The sequence below is a fragment of the Pseudarthrobacter sp. IC2-21 genome, from assembly GCF_034048115.1.
GTDB lineage: Bacteria > Actinomycetota > Actinomycetes > Actinomycetales > Micrococcaceae > Arthrobacter > Arthrobacter naphthalenicus.
Map to the genome: position 1 here is coordinate 1,472,941 of NZ_CP139145.1, position 16,837 is coordinate 1,489,777.

The following is a 16,837-nucleotide window of genomic DNA, read 5'->3' on the forward strand; positions in this document are numbered from 1 at the left end:
CCGTACGGTTGAAGCATGTACGTACTGACCATCGACCAGCGCAGCAGCAGCACGGACGTGGACCGGGTCCCTGACCTGATCGCCGCCCTGCGCAGCCTCACGCCGGTTCCGTTTGAAAGGTCGGTGGGCGACGAACTCCAAGGTGTCGTCGAAGCGGCTGCCGATGTTGTGGACATCGCCCTCCATGCTCTCCGCGACGGGCACTGGTACGTCGGAATCGGGATCGGCGAGGTCCGGCTCGCTCCCGGGGCAAGTCCGAGGGAGGGAAGCGGAAGCGCCTTTGTCGCAGCCCGACACGCGGTGGACAACGCCAAGGGCGCAGCGGCCCAGGTCCCGTTGTCAGTGGTGCCCGGCAGTATTGGACGTGGCCGGCCCCTCCCGGCCGATGCCGGGGAAGGAATTATGAGCAGCGCAAACGCCGAAGCGGTGCTCCGCCTGATAGGACGCGTCGTGCAGCAGCGAACGCCGGCGCAGTGGCGGGTGGTGGATCGGCTGCGGGCCCTCGGCGGCGGCGATATCCGTCATGGCAGCCAGAAGCAGGTGGCCCGGGAGCTGGGGATTTCCGAGCAATCCGTGAGCCGTGCCCTGCTCAGGTCCGGCTGGCAGGAAGAATGGGCTGCGCGGCCGGCGGCAGCCATGCTCCTCGAATACGCCCACAACTACGTACTGGCGCTTTCCCGCCCCGCCAAAGGAGAACGGTGAACGCACTCTGGATCGCAGTGGCACTAGTGGTGGCCGGATTTGTCGGCTGGCCGGTGACCTGGCTGGTGTTCCGGCTGGCCAGGACCATCGATGACAAGGCCGACGCAGCCGGCAGGGAACAGGCAGCCGACGATGCTTCCGGCCAGGATCCGTCGGCGGACGTCACGGTGGACGCCCCGCTGCCGGCTGACCCGCCAACGCTGACCTCAGCAGGCCCCGTACAGGGCCAGGAGGAACGCGGGCAAAGTGTGGACGGCGAGCTGACAGCTGCTGGCGGCAGGCCGCCGTCGGACGTTCCCCGTCCCGAAGGCGCGGGGCAGGTGACCCCCGGCCGGCCCGCTTCCGGCCAGCGCATCCTGCGCGGCGGGGCGATCATCGGCGTCCTGGAACGCCTGGGCGTTGCTGTGGCCATCCTCACAGGGCAGCCGGTGGCCATCGCCTACATCGTGGCCATCAAAGGCCTGGGCAGGTTTGCCGAGCTGAAGGAAACACCCGTGGCCGCAGAACGGTTCATCATTGGAACGCTCACCTCCATGCTGTGGGCAGCCGGCACGGCGGCCATCGTCAAGGTCTACTTCCTGAACTAATGCCCGGATCGGTGGCGGTGCGCCGCGGGGGATAGGCTGTCCTTATGACTGTTTTTGCCGTTGAGTATGTGTACGCCGCCGATTCCACCGCGGCCCGTGATGAACACCGTCCTGCGCACCGCGCCTGGCTGGCAGGCCTGGCGGACGACGGCCAGTTGCTGACCAGCGGACCCTACGGTGACGGGGCGGGCGCCCTGCTGATCTTCAAGGTCGAGGACGAAACCAGGCTCAACGACCTGCTGAAGCGGGACCCTTTCGCCGAAGCCGGGACCATCGCCGGTATCCGCACTACCGAATGGACGCCGGTCATCGGCATCCTCGCCCAGCACGCGTCCTGATTCGCGGACCACTCTTCCTTCCGAAACACCTACCCAAGGAGTCCATGTGACCTCGGTCAGCCTGGGAATGCCGTCAGCACCGCCGCCCGTCCTCGCCCCCCGCCGTAAGACGCGCCAGATCAAAGTGGGCTCGGTCGGCGTCGGCTCGGACTCGCCCATCAGCGTGCAGTCCATGACCACCACCCCCACCACCGACATCAACGCCACGCTGCAGCAGATAGCGGAACTCACCGCCTCGGGCTGCGACATTGTGCGCGTCGCCTGCCCGTCGGCCGATGATGCGGAGGCCTTGCCCATCATTGCGCGCAAGTCCCAGATCCCCGTCATCGCGGACATCCATTTCCAGCCCAAGTACGTGTTCGCCGCGATCGAGGCCGGCTGCGCGGCGGTGCGCGTGAACCCGGGCAACATCCGCAAATTCGATGACCAGGTCAAGGAAATCGCCCGCGCGGCCAAGGACCACGGCACGTCCATCCGCATCGGGATCAACGCCGGTTCGCTGGAGCCGGGCATCCTCAAGAAATACGGCAAGGCTACGCCCGAGGCGCTCGTTGAGTCGGCAGTCTGGGAAGCGTCGCTGTTCGAAGAGCACGGCTTCCACGACTTCAAGATCTCCGTCAAGCACAACGACCCCGTGGTGATGGTTGCTGCGTACGAAATGCTCGCGGAGAAGGGCGACTGGCCGCTGCACCTGGGCGTCACGGAGGCCGGCCCGGCCTTCCAGGGCACCATCAAATCCGCCACCGCCTTCGGTGCCCTGCTGTCCCGTGGCATCGGCGACACCATCCGGGTTTCGCTCTCCGCCCCGCCGGTGGAGGAGATCAAGGTGGGCAACCAGATCCTCCAGTCCCTGAACCTGCGTCCGCGGAAGCTCGAGATTGTCTCCTGCCCGTCCTGCGGCCGCGCCCAGGTGGACGTCTACACCCTGGCCGAGCAGGTCACCGCCGGCCTGGAGGGCATGGAGATTCCGCTGCGCGTGGCCGTGATGGGCTGTGTGGTGAACGGGCCCGGGGAAGCCCGTGAAGCAGACCTGGGCGTGGCGTCCGGTAATGGCAAAGGACAGATCTTTGTGAAGGGCGAAGTCATTAAGACTGTGCCTGAGAGCCAGATTGTTGAGACACTGATCGAAGAAGCCATGCGCATAGCCGAGGAGATGGGGGAGGCCGATGGCGAAGATGCTGTCAAGGGTAGCCCCGTGGTTAGCGTCTCATAAGGAGGGCGCCGCGCCGGAGGGGCTGGTTGTCCGTTCCCTCTCCGGTGCGGATACCCCCGCCCTGCGGCGCCTTGCCGAGCAGGATCCCGTAGCGAACGTGTTTATGCTGGCCCACCTGAAGGCGGTCGGTTCCGCGGCACCGACCACCGGCGGCGCCACAGTGTTCGGCGTGTTCGACGACGGCGTCCTGCTGGGCGCGTGCTGGGCCGGGGCCAACCTTGTCCCGGTGGAGCTGGACCCGGAGTTCGCCGGGGTGGTGGCCGAAGCGGCCAGCGCGTCGGGCCGCCGCTTCGCGTCGGCCTTTGGCCCCGCCGACGCGGTCCTGGCCCTCCACACCGAGCTGGCTGCGCTGGGGCATGCAGCCCACGAAGTGCGGGATGAACAGCCGCTGATGACGATTTGCGGGCCTCCCGAAGTCACGCCCAACTCCCATTTGGAGCTGGGGCGCCTGGCCGACTTCGAGCGTATCCTGCCGGCCTGTGCGGCCATGTTCGAGGAAGAGGTGGGCTACTCACCGTTCCTGGGCGGCAAGGAATTCTACAGCCGCCGCGTGGAGGGCCTCATCCGGCAGGGCCATTCGTTGGCGCACGTCAACGACTCCGGCGAGGTGGTCTTCAAAGCGGAACTCGGAGCCGTCACCGCCGAAGTCACCCAGATCCAGGGTGTGTGGATGAACCCTGAGTACCGCGGCCAGGGTCTGAGTGCCGGCTACATGGCGGCCGTGGTGGAAAAGGCGCGGGCACTGGCCCCGGTGACCAGCCTGTACGTCAACGGTTTTAATCTCCGGGCCCGGTCCACGTACGAGCGGGTGGGCTTCAGCCAGGTCGGAACGTTCGCCACGGTTCTGTTCTAGGGGCCGGCAGCCCCGCCGAAGTGGCGCTCATCACCTTCAAATGGAGAAACCCCTTGTCAACGGGGCCGCCATCCCATAGGTTCGATCTAGCTGCGCTGGAGTGGGTGGGCGGTCTCACCAGTCCTCACCAGTATCTAAGCGTCAACGGCCGTAGAGCCACGCCCGGATGCAATGACCAGCCGTTTACGGCCAGGGGCTTTGCGTTACCAGGCGTGGCTCTATTGCGTCCGCCCGCCAGCGGCCTGCGCCTCCTCCGCCAAGCGGGTGGTGGTTTGCCGGTAGATTAGTACCCAGACTAATTGCCCGGCTGTCCTTCCCGGCAGCCATTCCCCCAGAAACGGATACCCGCCCGTGGTCACACGACTGTCCCAGCTTTTCCTGCGCACACTCCGAGAAGATCCCGTCGACGCCGAAGTGGCCAGCCACCGGCTCCTGGTCCGGGCCGGCTACATCCGGCGCGCGGCGCCGGGCATCTACACCTGGCTTCCGCTCGGGCTCAGCGTGCTGCGCAAGGTTGAAGCGGTCATCCGTGAGGAGATGGCCGCGATCGGCGCCCAGGAAGTGCACTTTCCGGCCCTTTTGCCCCGGGAACCCTACGAGGCCACCAACCGCTGGACGGAATACGGCGAAGGCCTGTTCCGGCTCCAGGACCGCAAGGGTGCCGACTACCTGCTGGCGCCCACCCACGAGGAAATGTTCACCCTCCTGGTCAAGGACCTGTACTCCTCCTACAAGGACCTGCCGCTGAGCCTGTACCAGATCCAGAACAAGTACCGCGATGAGGCACGGCCGCGCGCAGGCCTGCTGCGCGGCCGCGAATTCATCATGAAGGACTCCTACTCCTTCGACATTGACGACGCCGGCCTGGACGCCAGCTACGCGGCCCACCGCGCCGCCTACATCCGCATCTTCGAGCGGCTGGGCCTTGAAGTCATCCCCGTGGCGGCCACCGCCGGCGCCATGGGCGGTTCCAAGAGCGAGGAATTCCTGCACCCCACCGAGGTGGGCGAGGACACCTTCGTTCGCTCCGCCGGCGGCTACGCTGCCAACGTTGAGGCCGTCACCACCGTGGTGCCCTCGGACATCGACTACAGCGGCGCCCCCGCCGCCGAGGTCCTGGACACCCCGGACACGCCCACCATCGACACCCTGGTGGCGTCCGCCAACCAGATCGCTCCCCGCTCCGAGGCCGACGGCGGCGCCTGGACCGGCGCCGACACGCTCAAGAACGTGGTCCTCGCCGTCACCCTGCCCACCGGGGAACGCCAGCTGGTCGTCATCGGCCTGCCGGGCGACCGGGGCGTGGACCTCAAGCGCGTGGAAGCCAACATCGGTTCCTTCCTGCCCATCGCCGGCGAGATCGGACTGGAAGCGGCCAACGACGAGGACCTCAAGAAGCAGCCGCTCATCGTCAAGGGCTACCTCGGCCCCGGCCTGACGCTCGACGAACCCCTGCTGGGCACCGAAAGCTCCACCAAGCTCCTGTACCTCGTGGATCCCCGTGTGGTCAGCGGCAGCGCCTGGATCACCGGCGCCAACGAGGCCGGCAAGCACGTATTCGGCCTCGTGGCCGGCCGCGACTTCGGCTGGGACGGCGTGATTGAGTGCACCGACGTCCGCGAAGGCGACCCGGCTCCGGACGGCTCCGGCCCGCTGGAACTGGCCCGCGGCATCGAAATGGGCCACATCTTCCAGCTCGGCCGCAAGTACGCCGAAGCCCTCGAGCTCAAGGTCCTGGACCAGAACGGCAAGCAGGTGGTGGTCACCATGGGCTCCTACGGCGTTGGCGTGACCCGCGCCGTTGCGGCCCTTGCTGAGTCCAACCACGACGACAAGGGCCTGACCTGGCCGCGTGCCGTCGCCCCCGCCGATGTCCATGTGGTGGCGGTGGGCCGCGGCGAGGAAATCTTCGCCGCCGCCGAGAAGCTGGCGCTGGACCTGGAAGCCGCCGGCCTGGAGGTCATCTATGACGACCGCCCCAAGGTTTCCCCAGGCGTCAAGTTCGGCGATGCCGAACTGGTGGGTGTCCCCACCATCCTGGCCGTCGGCCGGGGCCTGGTGGACGGCGTCGTCGAAATCAAGGACCGTCGGAGCGGCCAGGCGGAGAACATTGCCGTGGACAAGGCTGTGGACTACGTGGTCACTGCCGTCCGCAGCTGATCCGCAGCTGATTTCGCACGGTGATATCCGGTTTCGAGTCGATCCAGCTCACCACGATCATCCTGATTGTGGTGGCTGGATTTGCTGCCGGCTGGGTGGACGCGGTGGTGGGCGGCGGCGGCCTGCTGCAGCTGCCTGCCCTGCTGCTGGTTCCCGGAATCACCCCGGTCCAGGCCCTGGCCACCAACAAGATGGGGTCGATTTTCGGGACCACCACCAGCGCGGTCACGTACTACCGCCGGGTTAAACCGGACCTTCGGACCGCCATCCCCATGGCGCTGATCGCCCTGGCCGGCAGCTTCGGCGGTGCCGTGCTGGCGGCCACCTTGCCGGCCAGTGTCTTCAAGCCGATCATCGTGGCCGCGCTGGTCGCCGTCGCGCTTTTTACCGCGCTGAAGCCCAGCGTCGGCGACATCACTGTGCTGCGCCATGACGGCCACAAGCATTACCTCGTGGCCTGCCTGATCGGTGCCGTGATCGGTTTCTACGATGGCCTGATCGGTCCGGGCACCGGCTCGTTCCTCATCATCGCGCTGGTATCGGCCATGGGGTATGCCTTCCTGGAAGCCAGCGCGAAAGCCAAGATCGTGAACATGGCCACCAACGCCGGCGCCCTGATCTTCTTCCTGCCCCACGGCTCGCTCCTCTGGGGTGTTGGCCTGGTGCTGGGCCTGTCCAACATGGCAGGCGGCTATTTGGGGGCCAGGACTGCCGTGAAGCAGGGGAGCAGGTTCATCCGGGTGGTGTTCCTCCTGGTGGTGGGCGCCCTGATCATCAAACTCGGCATCGACGTCTGGCAGGAAAACTTCGCCCAAGCGGGGTAGGGGGAATCCTCGCAGGCCGTCCCTGCCCCGGCGTACCATGCAGGTATGTCCGCAGGCGGGGAACCCTATTCGGAAGCATTGTCAGCCGCTGCCCGGCGGGCCGCCGCCTGGCTTGCGAGCCTGCAGGACCGTCACGTCGGGCCCACTCGAAGCGCCCACGACCTCGCGGCGGATTTCAACGGACCCCTCCCTGCCCAAGGCATGCCCGCCGCAGCGGTTGTGGAGTATCTCGCGGACAAGGCCGAGCCCGGGCTGATGGCCATGCCCTCCGGCCGCTTCTTCGGCTGGGTGATCGGCGGCACGCTGCCCGCCGCACTGGCTGCCGACTGGCTGGTGAGCGCCTGGGACCAGAACTCCGGCCTGCGCTACGCCACCCCTGCAATGGCCGCCATCGAAGAGGCAGCCGGTCACTGGCTGCTGGACCTCCTTGGCCTTCCCGCGGAGTCAGACGTGGGTTTCACCACCGGAGCGACCATGGCCAACTTCACCGGCCTGGCCGCTGCCCGGTGGCGGCTGATGGCCGATGCTGGCTGGGATCTCGACGGCGAGGGGCTTGCAGGTGCCCCGCGGATCCGGTGCTTAGTGGGCCAGGAACGTCACGAGACCATTGACCTTGGCCTGCGCTACCTCGGCCTGGGCCGGCCCGCTGCAGTACCGGCAGATGACCAGGGACGGTTGATCCCCGCGGAGCTGGACCGGCTGCTGTCCGAGGGGTCCGGGCCCGCGCTCGTCTGCCTCCAGGCCGGAAATCTCCACTCCGGCGCCTTCGACCCTTTCGAGGCTGCCATCGGGGTTGCCCGTCGGCACGGTGCCTGGGTCCACGTGGACGGCGCGTTTGGGCTGTGGGCCTCGGCGGTCCCCGAGCTCGCGCACCTTACGCAAGGCATGGCGCTGGCCGATTCGTGGGGGACCGATGCCCACAAAACCCTCAACGTTCCGTACGACTGCGGGATCGCCGTGGTCAGGGACAGCACCGCGCTGCGCAGCGCCATGGGCCTGCACACCAGCTACCTGGTCCACGATGCCGAAGGCCCCGGCGACCCGTTCCAGAAGGTACCCGAACTGTCCCGCAGGGGCCGGGGCGTGCCTGTCTGGGCGGCCCTCCGGTCGCTGGGGCGGAACGGTGTGGCGGGGCAGGTTCGCGGGCTTGCGGAGGCGGCTGCAAGCATCGGCCGCCGCCTTTCAGACGTGGACGGCGTCGAGGTGCTGAACAACGTGGACTATACCCAGGTTTCGCTGGCCTTCGGCGATGACGCCACCACCCGCGCGGTGACGGCCCGGGTGATCGAGGACGGAAAAGTGTGGATGTCGGGGTCACACTGGCAGGGCAGGGACGTGCTGCGCGTCTCGGTCAGTAACTGGAGCACAAACGCGGACGACGTCGGTACTGCCGTCGAGGCGGTCAGCTCGGCTCTTGCGGCGGTCCGGGCTGCCGGTTGAAGTCCCTGGGTAAGGTCCCCGGGTATCCGGCTTTGCGGCGGACCCCTTCGAGGGCGAGCGGCGAGCGGCGAGCGGTGCACGGTGCGAGCGCTGCAGGGTGCACTGCGGTCAGGTCCCCGGTTCGGGCAGTTCGTGGGCGCCGGGAAGACCCTCGAGGGTATCTCCTGCGAGGGTACTGGCCACCCACAGCGACCTCGCCAGATCACCCTGATGGTCTGGGCTCGCGGCGTACCAAAGCGCATTGTCCACTTCACGCACCACCGCCCACTGGCGTGCCGCTTCGGCATCAAGGCCCGCCGCGGCAGTGAAATCCCGGCAACGCTTCAGCAGCCCGGCGGCCGGATTCTCCCGCGGCAGGTCGCCCAGGCGGTTCCACAACAGCGGGGCCACCGCGAATTCGGGTTCACCGATCATGGGCTGCGGGTCGATGGCGACGAAGATCCGTCCGCCGGCGCCCAGAATGCCGCCGGCCACAAGGTCACCCATAACCCCGCCGCCCCCAACACCGCCGTCTGCAACAGCGCCGTCTGCAACAGCGCCGTCCGCAACACCGCCACCCGCAAGAGCGCCGTCCGCAACACCGCCACCTGCAACGCCGGTGGTTTCGGACCGGGCCAGGATGTTCAAAAAATGGAAGTCGGTGTGGACCAGGACGTCCCGGCCCGAGCGCCTGCCCACGGCACCGCGGACCTGGCAGACTTCCAGCGCGGCTTCGAGCAGCCACCGGGGAAAGGGCCGGCCTTGTTGTTCCCACTCGGCGGGAAGATCATCACTCCACTGCTCTGCCCTGGCCGCAATGTGGTCGAATTCCTGCCAGCCGGGTGTCTCCTCCGGTGCCAGGCTCAACTGCCGCATCAGCCCGCCCCAGACAACCGCGGCTTCCGCCAGGGGGACGCCCTGAAGGGAGCAGCCCGGATCAAGGCGCTCCAGGAGCATGGCGCAAGTGCCGGCGTCGGCCTCGAGCAGTCGGACGGCGCCCGCTCCGCCCCACAGTTCAAGGGCATGCCGCTCCACACGTGCTTCGTGGTGGGGAAAGGCGATCTTGAGGGCGGCAGGCGTCCGGTCCTTCCTGCGGACCGGAACCACCATGCCGCCGTGCCCGTGCCAGGGCAGCGCTCCCGCCGCCAGGTCCACCGACAGCTCCCAATGCTCCAGCCGTCCATGCACCAGACCCGGGAGAGCGGAGAGCCAGGCCCGTCCGGCGCTGCTGTTTCCGTAGCGCGCGCTGAGGGCCGGCGGGACAGCTACTTCTGTCCGAAGGCTCACACCACGCCGCTAGCCCCGAGCAGGTTGCCGATCAGGAACGTGGCCACGAGGGCCAGCGCGCCGCCCACCACCACGCGCACCGCTGCACGCATCTTCGATCCGCCACCGATCCAGGCTCCCAACGCGCCGGTGGCCGCAAGCGCCACCAGCACGGCAACGAAGGTCAGCGGGATTCTGACATCCGCGGGCGGCAGGAGGATCGCCAGCATGGGCAGGATCGCGCCGATCAGGAAGGCGACCGCTGAAGCGAAGGCGGCGTGCCAGGGGCTGACGATGTCCGTTTCATTAATGTTCAGTTCCGCGGACAGGTGGGCGCCCAGGGCGTCGTGGGCTGTGAGTTCGCGGGCCACTGTGCCGGCGGTTTCAGCACTGAGTCCCTTGGCCTGGTAGATCGCGGCAAGTTCGGCCAGTTCCTCCTCCGGCTCTTCGAGGAGTTCCCGGCGCTCCTTTTCAATCAGGGCCTGCTGGCTGTCCTTCTGGCTGCTGACGGAGACGTATTCGCCCAGGGCCATCGAGATCGCGCCGCCAACCACGCCGGCAGCGCCGGCCACCAGGATCGGGCCAGGTTCGTTGGTTACTCCCGCGACGCCAACCACGATGGCTGCCACGGATACGATTCCGTCGTTGGCGCCCAGCACACCGGCACGGAGCCAGTTGAGGCGGTGGGCGATGTCGTTGTGGTGCGGCTCGTTGTCGTGAAGAGCAGCTGCAGGTGCGTTGTCCATGACTTCAGCAAACCATCCGGGGCCGGGGACTGGCCAGTGTGCTGAGGCTACGCTAAGGCGTTCCGGGGGCCGGGGTGCCGCCGGGGGAAGGCCGTCGGTCCGCGGCGGGAAGCTGGGGCAGGGCGGATTCGTCCAGGATCACGCCGGCAACCGGCCCGGGGGATGCACCCCAGAAGGCCGTTCTCCGCGCCGCTGTTTGAAGGGCGGCGAGCGCCCAGCCGCGCCCAGCTCCGGCGCTGAGGGCCACGAGGTCACCGTATGCGGGGAGCGCTCCGGCTTCCAGCACCCCCAGTGCAGCGGCCGGATCTGCCAGGAAAGCGGCATCCAGGGCATAACCGGCGGGCGTTGGAGGCAGAACGGCGCACTGGGCGGCCGCCGCGTCCCGGGCAGCGTGGCGCAGGTCCTCATGCTGCGTGAGGAAGTCCGACGCCGGAGCCAGGGATGCCGGTGGAAGCCGGGTCAGTGCCGCCTGGTAGGCGTAGACGAGTTCCTGCTCCGCGCCTACTACCGACGTCAGGGACGATGCCAGGTCAGCCCCGCCCTGAGCCCGCGTCGTGGTGCAGCTGGCCACCGGTGATCCGGTGCCGGGGCCGGCAGAAGAAGACGCCGCGGGGGAAGGCGGGACGGAGGAGGAGGAGGATCCCGGGAAGGCCCCGGGCAACGTGGTGCCCGGAAGCGTGGCCAGCGGGGTACCCGTCGCCGCCGCAAGCTCCTCGGCCGCCAGGACCTGGGTAATGCCGGTGCCGCCGAGGAGGCGGGCCATGCCGCCGTCGGCCTTTTCAGCGTCAGCGAGCCGCCGGGCGCCACTCTCGTGGAGGGCAGCGGCCAGCTCAGTGGCCGGGGACGGCGCCGGGGGCGGGGCGGACGACGAAGGAACCGCCGAAGCGGAAGCCGTGGCCGGGCTCGCCGAAACTGACGCGCCGGGTGGCGTCGGCGATGCTGCAGGGAGTGCCTCAGCCGGCAGCATCAACGCCCGCGCCTGCATAGTCAGCAAAGTCACAGCGCGCTGCGATGCGGCAGCCGCCGGTCCCTGCCCGGCCCGCCCGGCGGCATCGCCGGCGGCCAGCGCAAGTGCCCTCAGGCGTACGGTGTCCGCGAACGCCGCGGCCCTGGCCTGCTCCGATATCGGCGGCGGGGCGGGGGCCTCCGGCTCCCGGGGGATCAGGACAAAGCCGAGGCTGAGCACCACCGCTGCGGCCAGGGCAAAAACGGCGTACCGGAAATAGCTTCTGCGGGGGCCGGATCCGGTGGTGTCGTCGTTCACAACAGACCATGTTGTCACGGCCAGGGGGCGCCGTGGTGCACCACTGCGGCCGGAAAATCGCTAGTCTAGTAGTCACAACATCATCTATTGGAAGGCGGCCGGCATCGTGAGCAATGCAGAAGCCACGGCTTCATCAGACCCTACCGGATCGGGTACGGCTGAAGCTGCGCCCGCCTACAATCCGGAAGCTGCACGACTCCGTGCCCTGCTCGAACCGGCGGTCCAGGCCAACCGCCTCTACCTCGAAGACGTGTCCATCATTCCGGGCTCCCATCGGGTGGTCCACGTGGTCGTGGACCTGCCGCAGGAGGAAACCGGCGGCGTGAACCTTGATGTCATTGCCGATATTTCCAGGGTCCTTTCGGATGTCCTGGACAATGATCCCGCGGATGACGGCCGGCCCTACGACCTCGAAGTGTCCTCACCCGGCGTCGGGCGTCCGCTGACCGAACCGAGGCACTGGCACAGGGCCAAGGGCCGGATGGTCAAGGTCAACGTCATCCAGGGCGAAAACGTCACCGGCAGGGTCCAGTCCGTGGACGAAACCGGCGTGACGATCATCCCGGAGATCGCCGTCAAGAAGGGCATGAAGCCCAAGCAGGGCGAGCCCCAAACACTTCCTTTCGACAGGATCCGTAACGGAAAAGTCGAGATCGAATTCAGCCACCTTGAAGAAGCTGGTCTGGAACCTGAGCACAATGGACCTTCTGAGGAGGCCTGATGGATATTGACATGAGCGCACTGAGGCTTCTGGAACGTGAGCGCGAAATCCCGCTGGACCTCCTGATCCCCACCATCGAGCAGGCGCTCCTGGTGGCCTACCACAAGTCGCCCGGAGCCTTTGAGAAGGCCCGCGCCGAACTGGACCGCAAGAGCGGACACGTGACCATCTGGGCCGTGGAAATTGACGACGACGGCGCCCCCATCGGCGAGTTCGAGGACACCCCGGCCGGTTTCGGCCGGATCGCGGCAAGCACCGCCCGCCAGATCATCCTGCAGCGCCTGCGCGACGTCGAGGACGACAACATCCTCGGCGAGTTCAAGGGCCGCGAGGGCGAACTGGTGGCCGGCCTGATCCAGCAGGGCAACAACCCGCACATGATCCAGGTCAACCTGGGCACGGTGGAGGCCCTGCTGCCGCCGCCCGAACAGGTGCCGGGGGAGAAGTACACCCACGGCAACCGGCTCCGCGCCCTGGTCATCGATGTGCACCGCGGGACCAAGGGCCCGTCCGTCACGCTGTCCCGGTCACACCCGGGCCTGGTACGGAAGCTGTTCGAGCTGGAGGTCCCGGAAATCGCGGACCGTTCCGTGGAAATCGTCGCCCTCGCCCGGGAAGCCGGTCACCGGACCAAGATCGCCGTCAAGGCCAACGCCGCCGGCATCAACGCCAAAGGTGCCTGCATCGGTGAAATGGGGTCGCGGGTCCGTGCGGTCATGACGGAACTGAACGACGAAAAGATCGACATCGTTGATTTCAGCGAGGACCCCGCCACGTTCATCGCCAGCGCCCTGTCCCCGTCACGGGTGAATTCGGTCACCATCATCGACGAGGCGACACGCTCCGCCCGCGTGGTGGTTCCTGACTACCAGCTCTCCCTGGCCATCGGCAAAGAGGGCCAGAATGCCCGCCTGGCAGCCAAGCTCACCGGCTGGCGGATCGACATCGTCTCGGACGCCGTCGCACCAACCCAAAGCTAGGCCGCCCCAAACTCGTCCGCCGGCCCGGGATCAGCCCGGGCCGGCGGACCCGTTTCGGGCAGAACGCCCCGGAGGGGCTAGAATAGACAATGACCGCGCCTAAGGGCCGGTATTCGTGTGCCCTGAGTGTTTCCGCTCCTCCGATTGGTGGAGCGAACCCCGGGGCCGGCAGATATGAACGTCAGGAAGATGCTCACCGTGGCAGAAGTGCTTCACAGCGCGAAACAGCACAGCGAGGATCAACCGCAGCGTACCTGCATCGGATGCCGGAAGAAGGCTCCGCGGTCTGAGTTACTCCGGCTCGTCGCCGAAGGCAGCGGTTCCACCGCGGTGCTGGTAGACGAACGACGCCGGATGGCTGGCAGGGGTGCATGGCTGCACCCCAGCGAATCGTGCCTGGCCCTGGCGGTCAAACGGCGAGCATTCGGAAGGGCCCTTAACGGCGCAACCGGGTCTGCCGCCGTCGAACGCTGGATGATGGCACGTCAGCAAACCGCCGGCCGGCTGCAGGAGTCTGAGCACATGCCTCTGGCAGATGCAGCAACAACCGTCCAACCTGAAAGCGGGTCAGAAAACTGATGGAAACCCGATGAGTTCCCAGCGATGAGTGCGCAACGATGACAACTTTGTTGCGCTCTGCAATGGGCCTTTCAGCTGCAACCGCGGCTGGGGCCCGCAGTAAGAAGTAGACGGTTCGTGCCTGGCTCGGTGCGGACCGAGACAGGAGAAATGTGGCCAAGGTCCGCGTACATGAGCTCGCTAAAGAGCTCGGTATTACTTCCAAAGATGCAGTGACAAAACTGCAGGAACTGGGCGAATTCGTTCGCTCCGCCTCGTCAACGATTGAGGCCCCGGTGGTGCGGAAGCTCCGCAACGCCTACCCCGACGCCGCGGCAAAGGCTGCGGCCCCCGCAGCAGCGCCCAAGGCAGCTGCACCGTCGGCAGAATCACGTCCCGCAGCACCCGCTCCGGGTCCAGCAGCTCCCAAGGCTCCGGCAGCCCCTGCTGCTCCGGCGCCCGCTGCCGCCGCTCCCTCAGCACCGGCCGCACCTGCTGCCGCAGCTCCCGCGGCGCCTGCAGCGCCGGCCCCGGCCGCCAGTGCCCCGTCCACCGGCGCCAAGCCCGGTGCCCGGCCCGCACCGAAGGCTGAAGCCCCGGCCGCACCCGCCCGTCAGGGTGGATCGGGCTCGCAGGGCGGCTCCGCTCCGCGTCCCGGCGGCCCCCGTCCGGGCAACAACCCGTTCGCCACGTCCCAGGGCATGCCCCGCGGCCGCGGCGGCGACGGAGAGCGTGCTCCGCGTCCGGGTAACAACCCCTTCGCTCCCTCGCAGGGCATGCCCCGCGCTGGTGGCCGTCCCGACGGCGACCGTCCCGGTGGTCCGCGTCCCGCAGCCGGTGCAGGTGGCCCCCGTCCGGGTGGTCCGCGTCCCGCAGCCGGTGCAGGCGGGCCCCGTCCCGCTGCTGGCGCAGGTGGACCCCGCCCGGGTGCACCGCGTCCCGCGGGTGCCGGTGGAAACCGTCCTACTCCGGGCATGATGCCCAACCGCACTGAGCGTCCCGCACCCGCTGGTGCCGGACGTCCCGGCGGCGGAGCCCGTGGACCCGGACGTCCCGGTGGCGCTCCAGGCACAGGCGGCGCTCCCGGCACCGGTGGCGGCGCTCCCGCCGGCGGTGGCTTCGGCAAGGGCGGCCGCGGTCGCGGCGGCACCCAGGGTGCCTTCGGCAAGGGCGGCGCAGGCCGTGGCAAGCAGCGCAAGTCGAAGCGTGCCAAGCGCCAGGAACTCGAGCAGATGAGTGCTCCGTCGCTGGGTGGCGTGAGCGTACCCCGCGGCGACGGCAACACCGTTGTCCGGCTGCGCCGCGGTTCGTCCATCACGGACTTTGCCGACAAGATCGAGGCAAACCCCGCAGCACTGGTGACCGTGCTCTTCCACCTCGGCGAAATGGCCACGGCCACCCAGTCGCTGGATGAAGAAACGTTCGCACTGCTCGGTGAGGAGCTTGGCTACAAGCTCCAGGTTGTGTCCCCTGAGGACGAGGAGCGCGAGCTGCTCTCCGGGTTCGACATCGACTTCGACGCCGAACTGGAAGCCGAAGGCGACGAAGACCTCGAAGCCCGTCCTCCGGTTGTCACCGTCATGGGCCACGTTGACCACGGTAAAACCCGCCTGCTCGACGCCATCCGCAAGTCCGACGTTGTTGCGGGCGAACACGGCGGCATCACGCAGCACATCGGTGCTTACCAGGTCACCCACACCCACGAAGGCGAAGATCGCAAGATCACCTTCATCGATACTCCGGGCCACGAGGCGTTCACCGCCATGCGTGCCCGTGGTGCCAAGGTCACCGACATCGCCATCCTGGTGGTCGCAGCGGACGACGGCGTTATGCCGCAGACCGTTGAAGCCCTCAACCACGCCCAGGCAGCCAATGTGCCGATCGTGGTTGCGGTGAACAAGATCGACAAGGAAGGCGCCAACCCGGACAAGGTCCGCGGCCAGCTGACCGAGTACGGCCTGGTTCCCGAGGAATACGGTGGCGACACCATGTTCGTGGAGGTCTCTGCCCGCCAGAACCTCAACATCGACGCCCTGCTCGAGGCCGTCCTGCTCACCGCAGACGCCGCCCTGGACATGCGCGCCAACCCGAACAAGGACGCCCGCGGTATTGCGATCGAAGCGAACCTGGACAAGGGCCGCGGTGCAGTTGCCACCGTCCTGGTGCAGTCCGGAACCTTGCGTGTCGGCGACACGATCGTGGCAGGCACGGCTCACGGCCGCGTCCGCGCCATGTTCGACGACGACGGCAGTGCACTGACCGAGGCCGGCCCGTCCCGCCCCGTGCAGGTGCTGGGTCTGTCCAACGTGCCGCGCGCCGGTGACACCTTCTTTGTGACCGCTGACGAGCGCACCGCCCGCCAGATCGCCGAGAAGCGTGAAGCAGCCGACCGTAACGCCGCCCTGGCCAAGCGCCGCAAGCGCATCAGCCTCGAAGACTTCGACCAGGCCGTGGCCGATGGCAAGATCGACACCCTCAATCTCATCCTCAAGGGTGACGTTTCCGGTGCCGTGGAAGCCCTCGAAGACGCCCTGCTCAAGATCGACGTCGGGGAAGGCGTGCAGCTGCGCGTCATCCACCGCGGTGTGGGTGCCATCACGCAGAATGACGTCAACCTGGCGACGGTCGACAGTGCCGTCATCATCGGCTTCAACGTCAAGCCTGCCGAGCGGGTTGCCGAACTGGCAGACCGTGAAGGCGTGGACATGCGCTTCTACTCCGTCATCTACGGCGCAATCGATGACATCGAGATGGCCCTCAAGGGCATGCTCAAGCCGGAGTACGAAGAGGTCCAGCTGGGCACCGCCGAGGTCCGCGAAGTGTTCCGTTCCTCCAAGTTCGGCAACATTGCAGGCTCCATCGTTCGCTCGGGCATCATCCGACGCAACACGAAGGCCCGCGTCAGCCGCGACGGCAAGGTCATCGGTGACAACCTCACCGTTGAGACGCTCAAGCGCTTCAAGGACGACGCCACCGAGGTCCGCACGGACTTCGAGTGTGGTATCGGTCTTGGTTCGTACAACGACATCAACGAAGGCGACATCATCGAGACCTTCGAGATGCGCGAAAAGCCGCGCGTCTAGTCGTTCTGGTTCAAAAGGTGCGGGGCTGCTGGATTTTTTCCGGCGGCCCCGCCCCTTCGCTGGGCGGCCTCCGTCTTACGACGTCGGCCGCCCAGCTTCGGCAGGCCCGATGCCACTCCCTGG

General features: G+C 67.5%; 15 protein-coding genes. 12 read left to right on the forward strand and 3 right to left on the reverse strand.

Features of this window, described 5'->3' with window-relative positions; translation table 11 throughout:
* The first annotated feature begins 15 nt into the window (after window positions 1-15).
* The 8 genes from SBP01_RS06735 to SBP01_RS06770 all read left to right on the forward strand — a co-directional run bounded on the left by SBP01_RS06735 (window position 16) and on the right by SBP01_RS06770 (window position 8,117).
* The gene (locus SBP01_RS06735; protein ID WP_320537924.1) at window positions 16-702 is read left to right on the forward strand and encodes a MarR family transcriptional regulator; all 687 of its coding nucleotides are present in this window, start codon (window positions 16-18) and stop codon (window positions 700-702) included.
* On the forward strand, window positions 699-1,289 hold the full coding sequence (locus SBP01_RS06740; RefSeq protein ID WP_275212494.1) for a hypothetical protein: 591 nt from the start codon (window positions 699-701) through the stop codon (window positions 1,287-1,289). The genes SBP01_RS06735 and SBP01_RS06740 overlap by 4 nt, the downstream gene beginning before the upstream one ends.
* A gap of 44 nt (window positions 1,290-1,333) precedes the next feature.
* Window positions 1,334-1,627: a YciI family protein gene (locus SBP01_RS06745; RefSeq protein WP_275212493.1), complete on the forward strand. Its 294-nt coding sequence runs from the start codon at window positions 1,334-1,336 to the stop codon at window positions 1,625-1,627.
* A 46-nt stretch (window positions 1,628-1,673) separates the two neighbouring features.
* Window positions 1,674-2,840, forward strand: coding sequence for a flavodoxin-dependent (E)-4-hydroxy-3-methylbut-2-enyl-diphosphate synthase (ispG, locus tag SBP01_RS06750; RefSeq protein WP_255769607.1), 1,167 nt, complete (start codon window positions 1,674-1,676; stop codon window positions 2,838-2,840).
* The gene (locus SBP01_RS06755; RefSeq protein WP_275212805.1) at window positions 2,803-3,693 is read left to right on the forward strand and encodes a GNAT family N-acetyltransferase; all 891 of its coding nucleotides are present in this window, start codon (window positions 2,803-2,805) and stop codon (window positions 3,691-3,693) included. Before ispG ends, SBP01_RS06755 begins: the two co-directional genes overlap by 38 nt.
* A gap of 351 nt (window positions 3,694-4,044) precedes the next feature.
* On the forward strand, window positions 4,045-5,853 hold the full coding sequence (locus SBP01_RS06760) for a proline--tRNA ligase (RefSeq protein WP_320537925.1): 1,809 nt from the start codon (window positions 4,045-4,047) through the stop codon (window positions 5,851-5,853).
* A 20-nt stretch (window positions 5,854-5,873) separates the two neighbouring features.
* Window positions 5,874-6,677, forward strand: coding sequence for a sulfite exporter TauE/SafE family protein (locus SBP01_RS06765; RefSeq protein WP_275215409.1), 804 nt, complete (start codon window positions 5,874-5,876; stop codon window positions 6,675-6,677).
* A 45-nt stretch (window positions 6,678-6,722) separates the two neighbouring features.
* Complete coding sequence (locus SBP01_RS06770) at window positions 6,723-8,117, forward strand: pyridoxal phosphate-dependent decarboxylase family protein (RefSeq protein WP_320537926.1); 1,395 nt, start codon at window positions 6,723-6,725, stop codon at window positions 8,115-8,117.
* A 108-nt stretch (window positions 8,118-8,225) separates the two neighbouring features.
* Here SBP01_RS06770 and SBP01_RS06775 read toward each other — a convergent pair whose 3' ends face one another.
* The 3 genes from SBP01_RS06775 to SBP01_RS06785 are packed head-to-tail and all read right to left on the reverse strand — an operon-like array spanning window position 8,226 to window position 11,372.
* Window positions 8,226-9,383 carry an aminoglycoside phosphotransferase family protein gene (locus SBP01_RS06775; protein ID WP_320537927.1) on the reverse strand — a complete coding sequence of 386 codons (1,158 nt, stop codon included), beginning with the start codon at window positions 9,381-9,383 and terminating at the stop codon, window positions 8,226-8,228.
* Window positions 9,380-10,108 carry a VIT family protein gene (locus SBP01_RS06780; protein WP_275215412.1) on the reverse strand — a complete coding sequence of 243 codons (729 nt, stop codon included), beginning with the start codon at window positions 10,106-10,108 and terminating at the stop codon, window positions 9,380-9,382. The genes SBP01_RS06775 and SBP01_RS06780 overlap by 4 nt, the downstream gene beginning before the upstream one ends.
* Window positions 10,109-10,160: 52 nt before the next feature.
* Window positions 10,161-11,372 (reverse strand): DUF4439 domain-containing protein, encoded by a 1,212-nt coding sequence (locus tag SBP01_RS06785; RefSeq protein WP_320537928.1) that lies wholly within the window; start codon window positions 11,370-11,372, stop codon window positions 10,161-10,163.
* Window positions 11,373-11,478: 106 nt separating this feature from the next.
* On the opposite strand from SBP01_RS06785, the gene rimP reads away from it, so the two are divergent.
* The 4 genes from rimP (at window position 11,479) to infB (ending at window position 16,714) form a co-directional block, all read left to right on the forward strand.
* Window positions 11,479-12,093 carry a ribosome maturation factor RimP gene (rimP, locus tag SBP01_RS06790; protein WP_275215414.1) on the forward strand — a complete coding sequence of 205 codons (615 nt, stop codon included), beginning with the start codon at window positions 11,479-11,481 and terminating at the stop codon, window positions 12,091-12,093.
* Complete coding sequence (gene nusA, locus SBP01_RS06795) at window positions 12,093-13,073, forward strand: transcription termination factor NusA (RefSeq protein ID WP_275215415.1); 981 nt, start codon at window positions 12,093-12,095, stop codon at window positions 13,071-13,073. The genes rimP and nusA overlap by 1 nt, the downstream gene beginning before the upstream one ends.
* A gap of 189 nt (window positions 13,074-13,262) precedes the next feature.
* A complete protein-coding gene (locus SBP01_RS06800) occupies window positions 13,263-13,652 on the forward strand; it encodes a YlxR family protein (protein ID WP_275215416.1) in 390 nt (129 codons plus the stop codon).
* A 152-nt stretch (window positions 13,653-13,804) separates the two neighbouring features.
* The gene (gene infB, locus SBP01_RS06805; RefSeq protein ID WP_320537929.1) at window positions 13,805-16,714 is read left to right on the forward strand and encodes a translation initiation factor IF-2; all 2,910 of its coding nucleotides are present in this window, start codon (window positions 13,805-13,807) and stop codon (window positions 16,712-16,714) included.
* Window positions 16,715-16,837 lie beyond the last annotated feature (123 nt).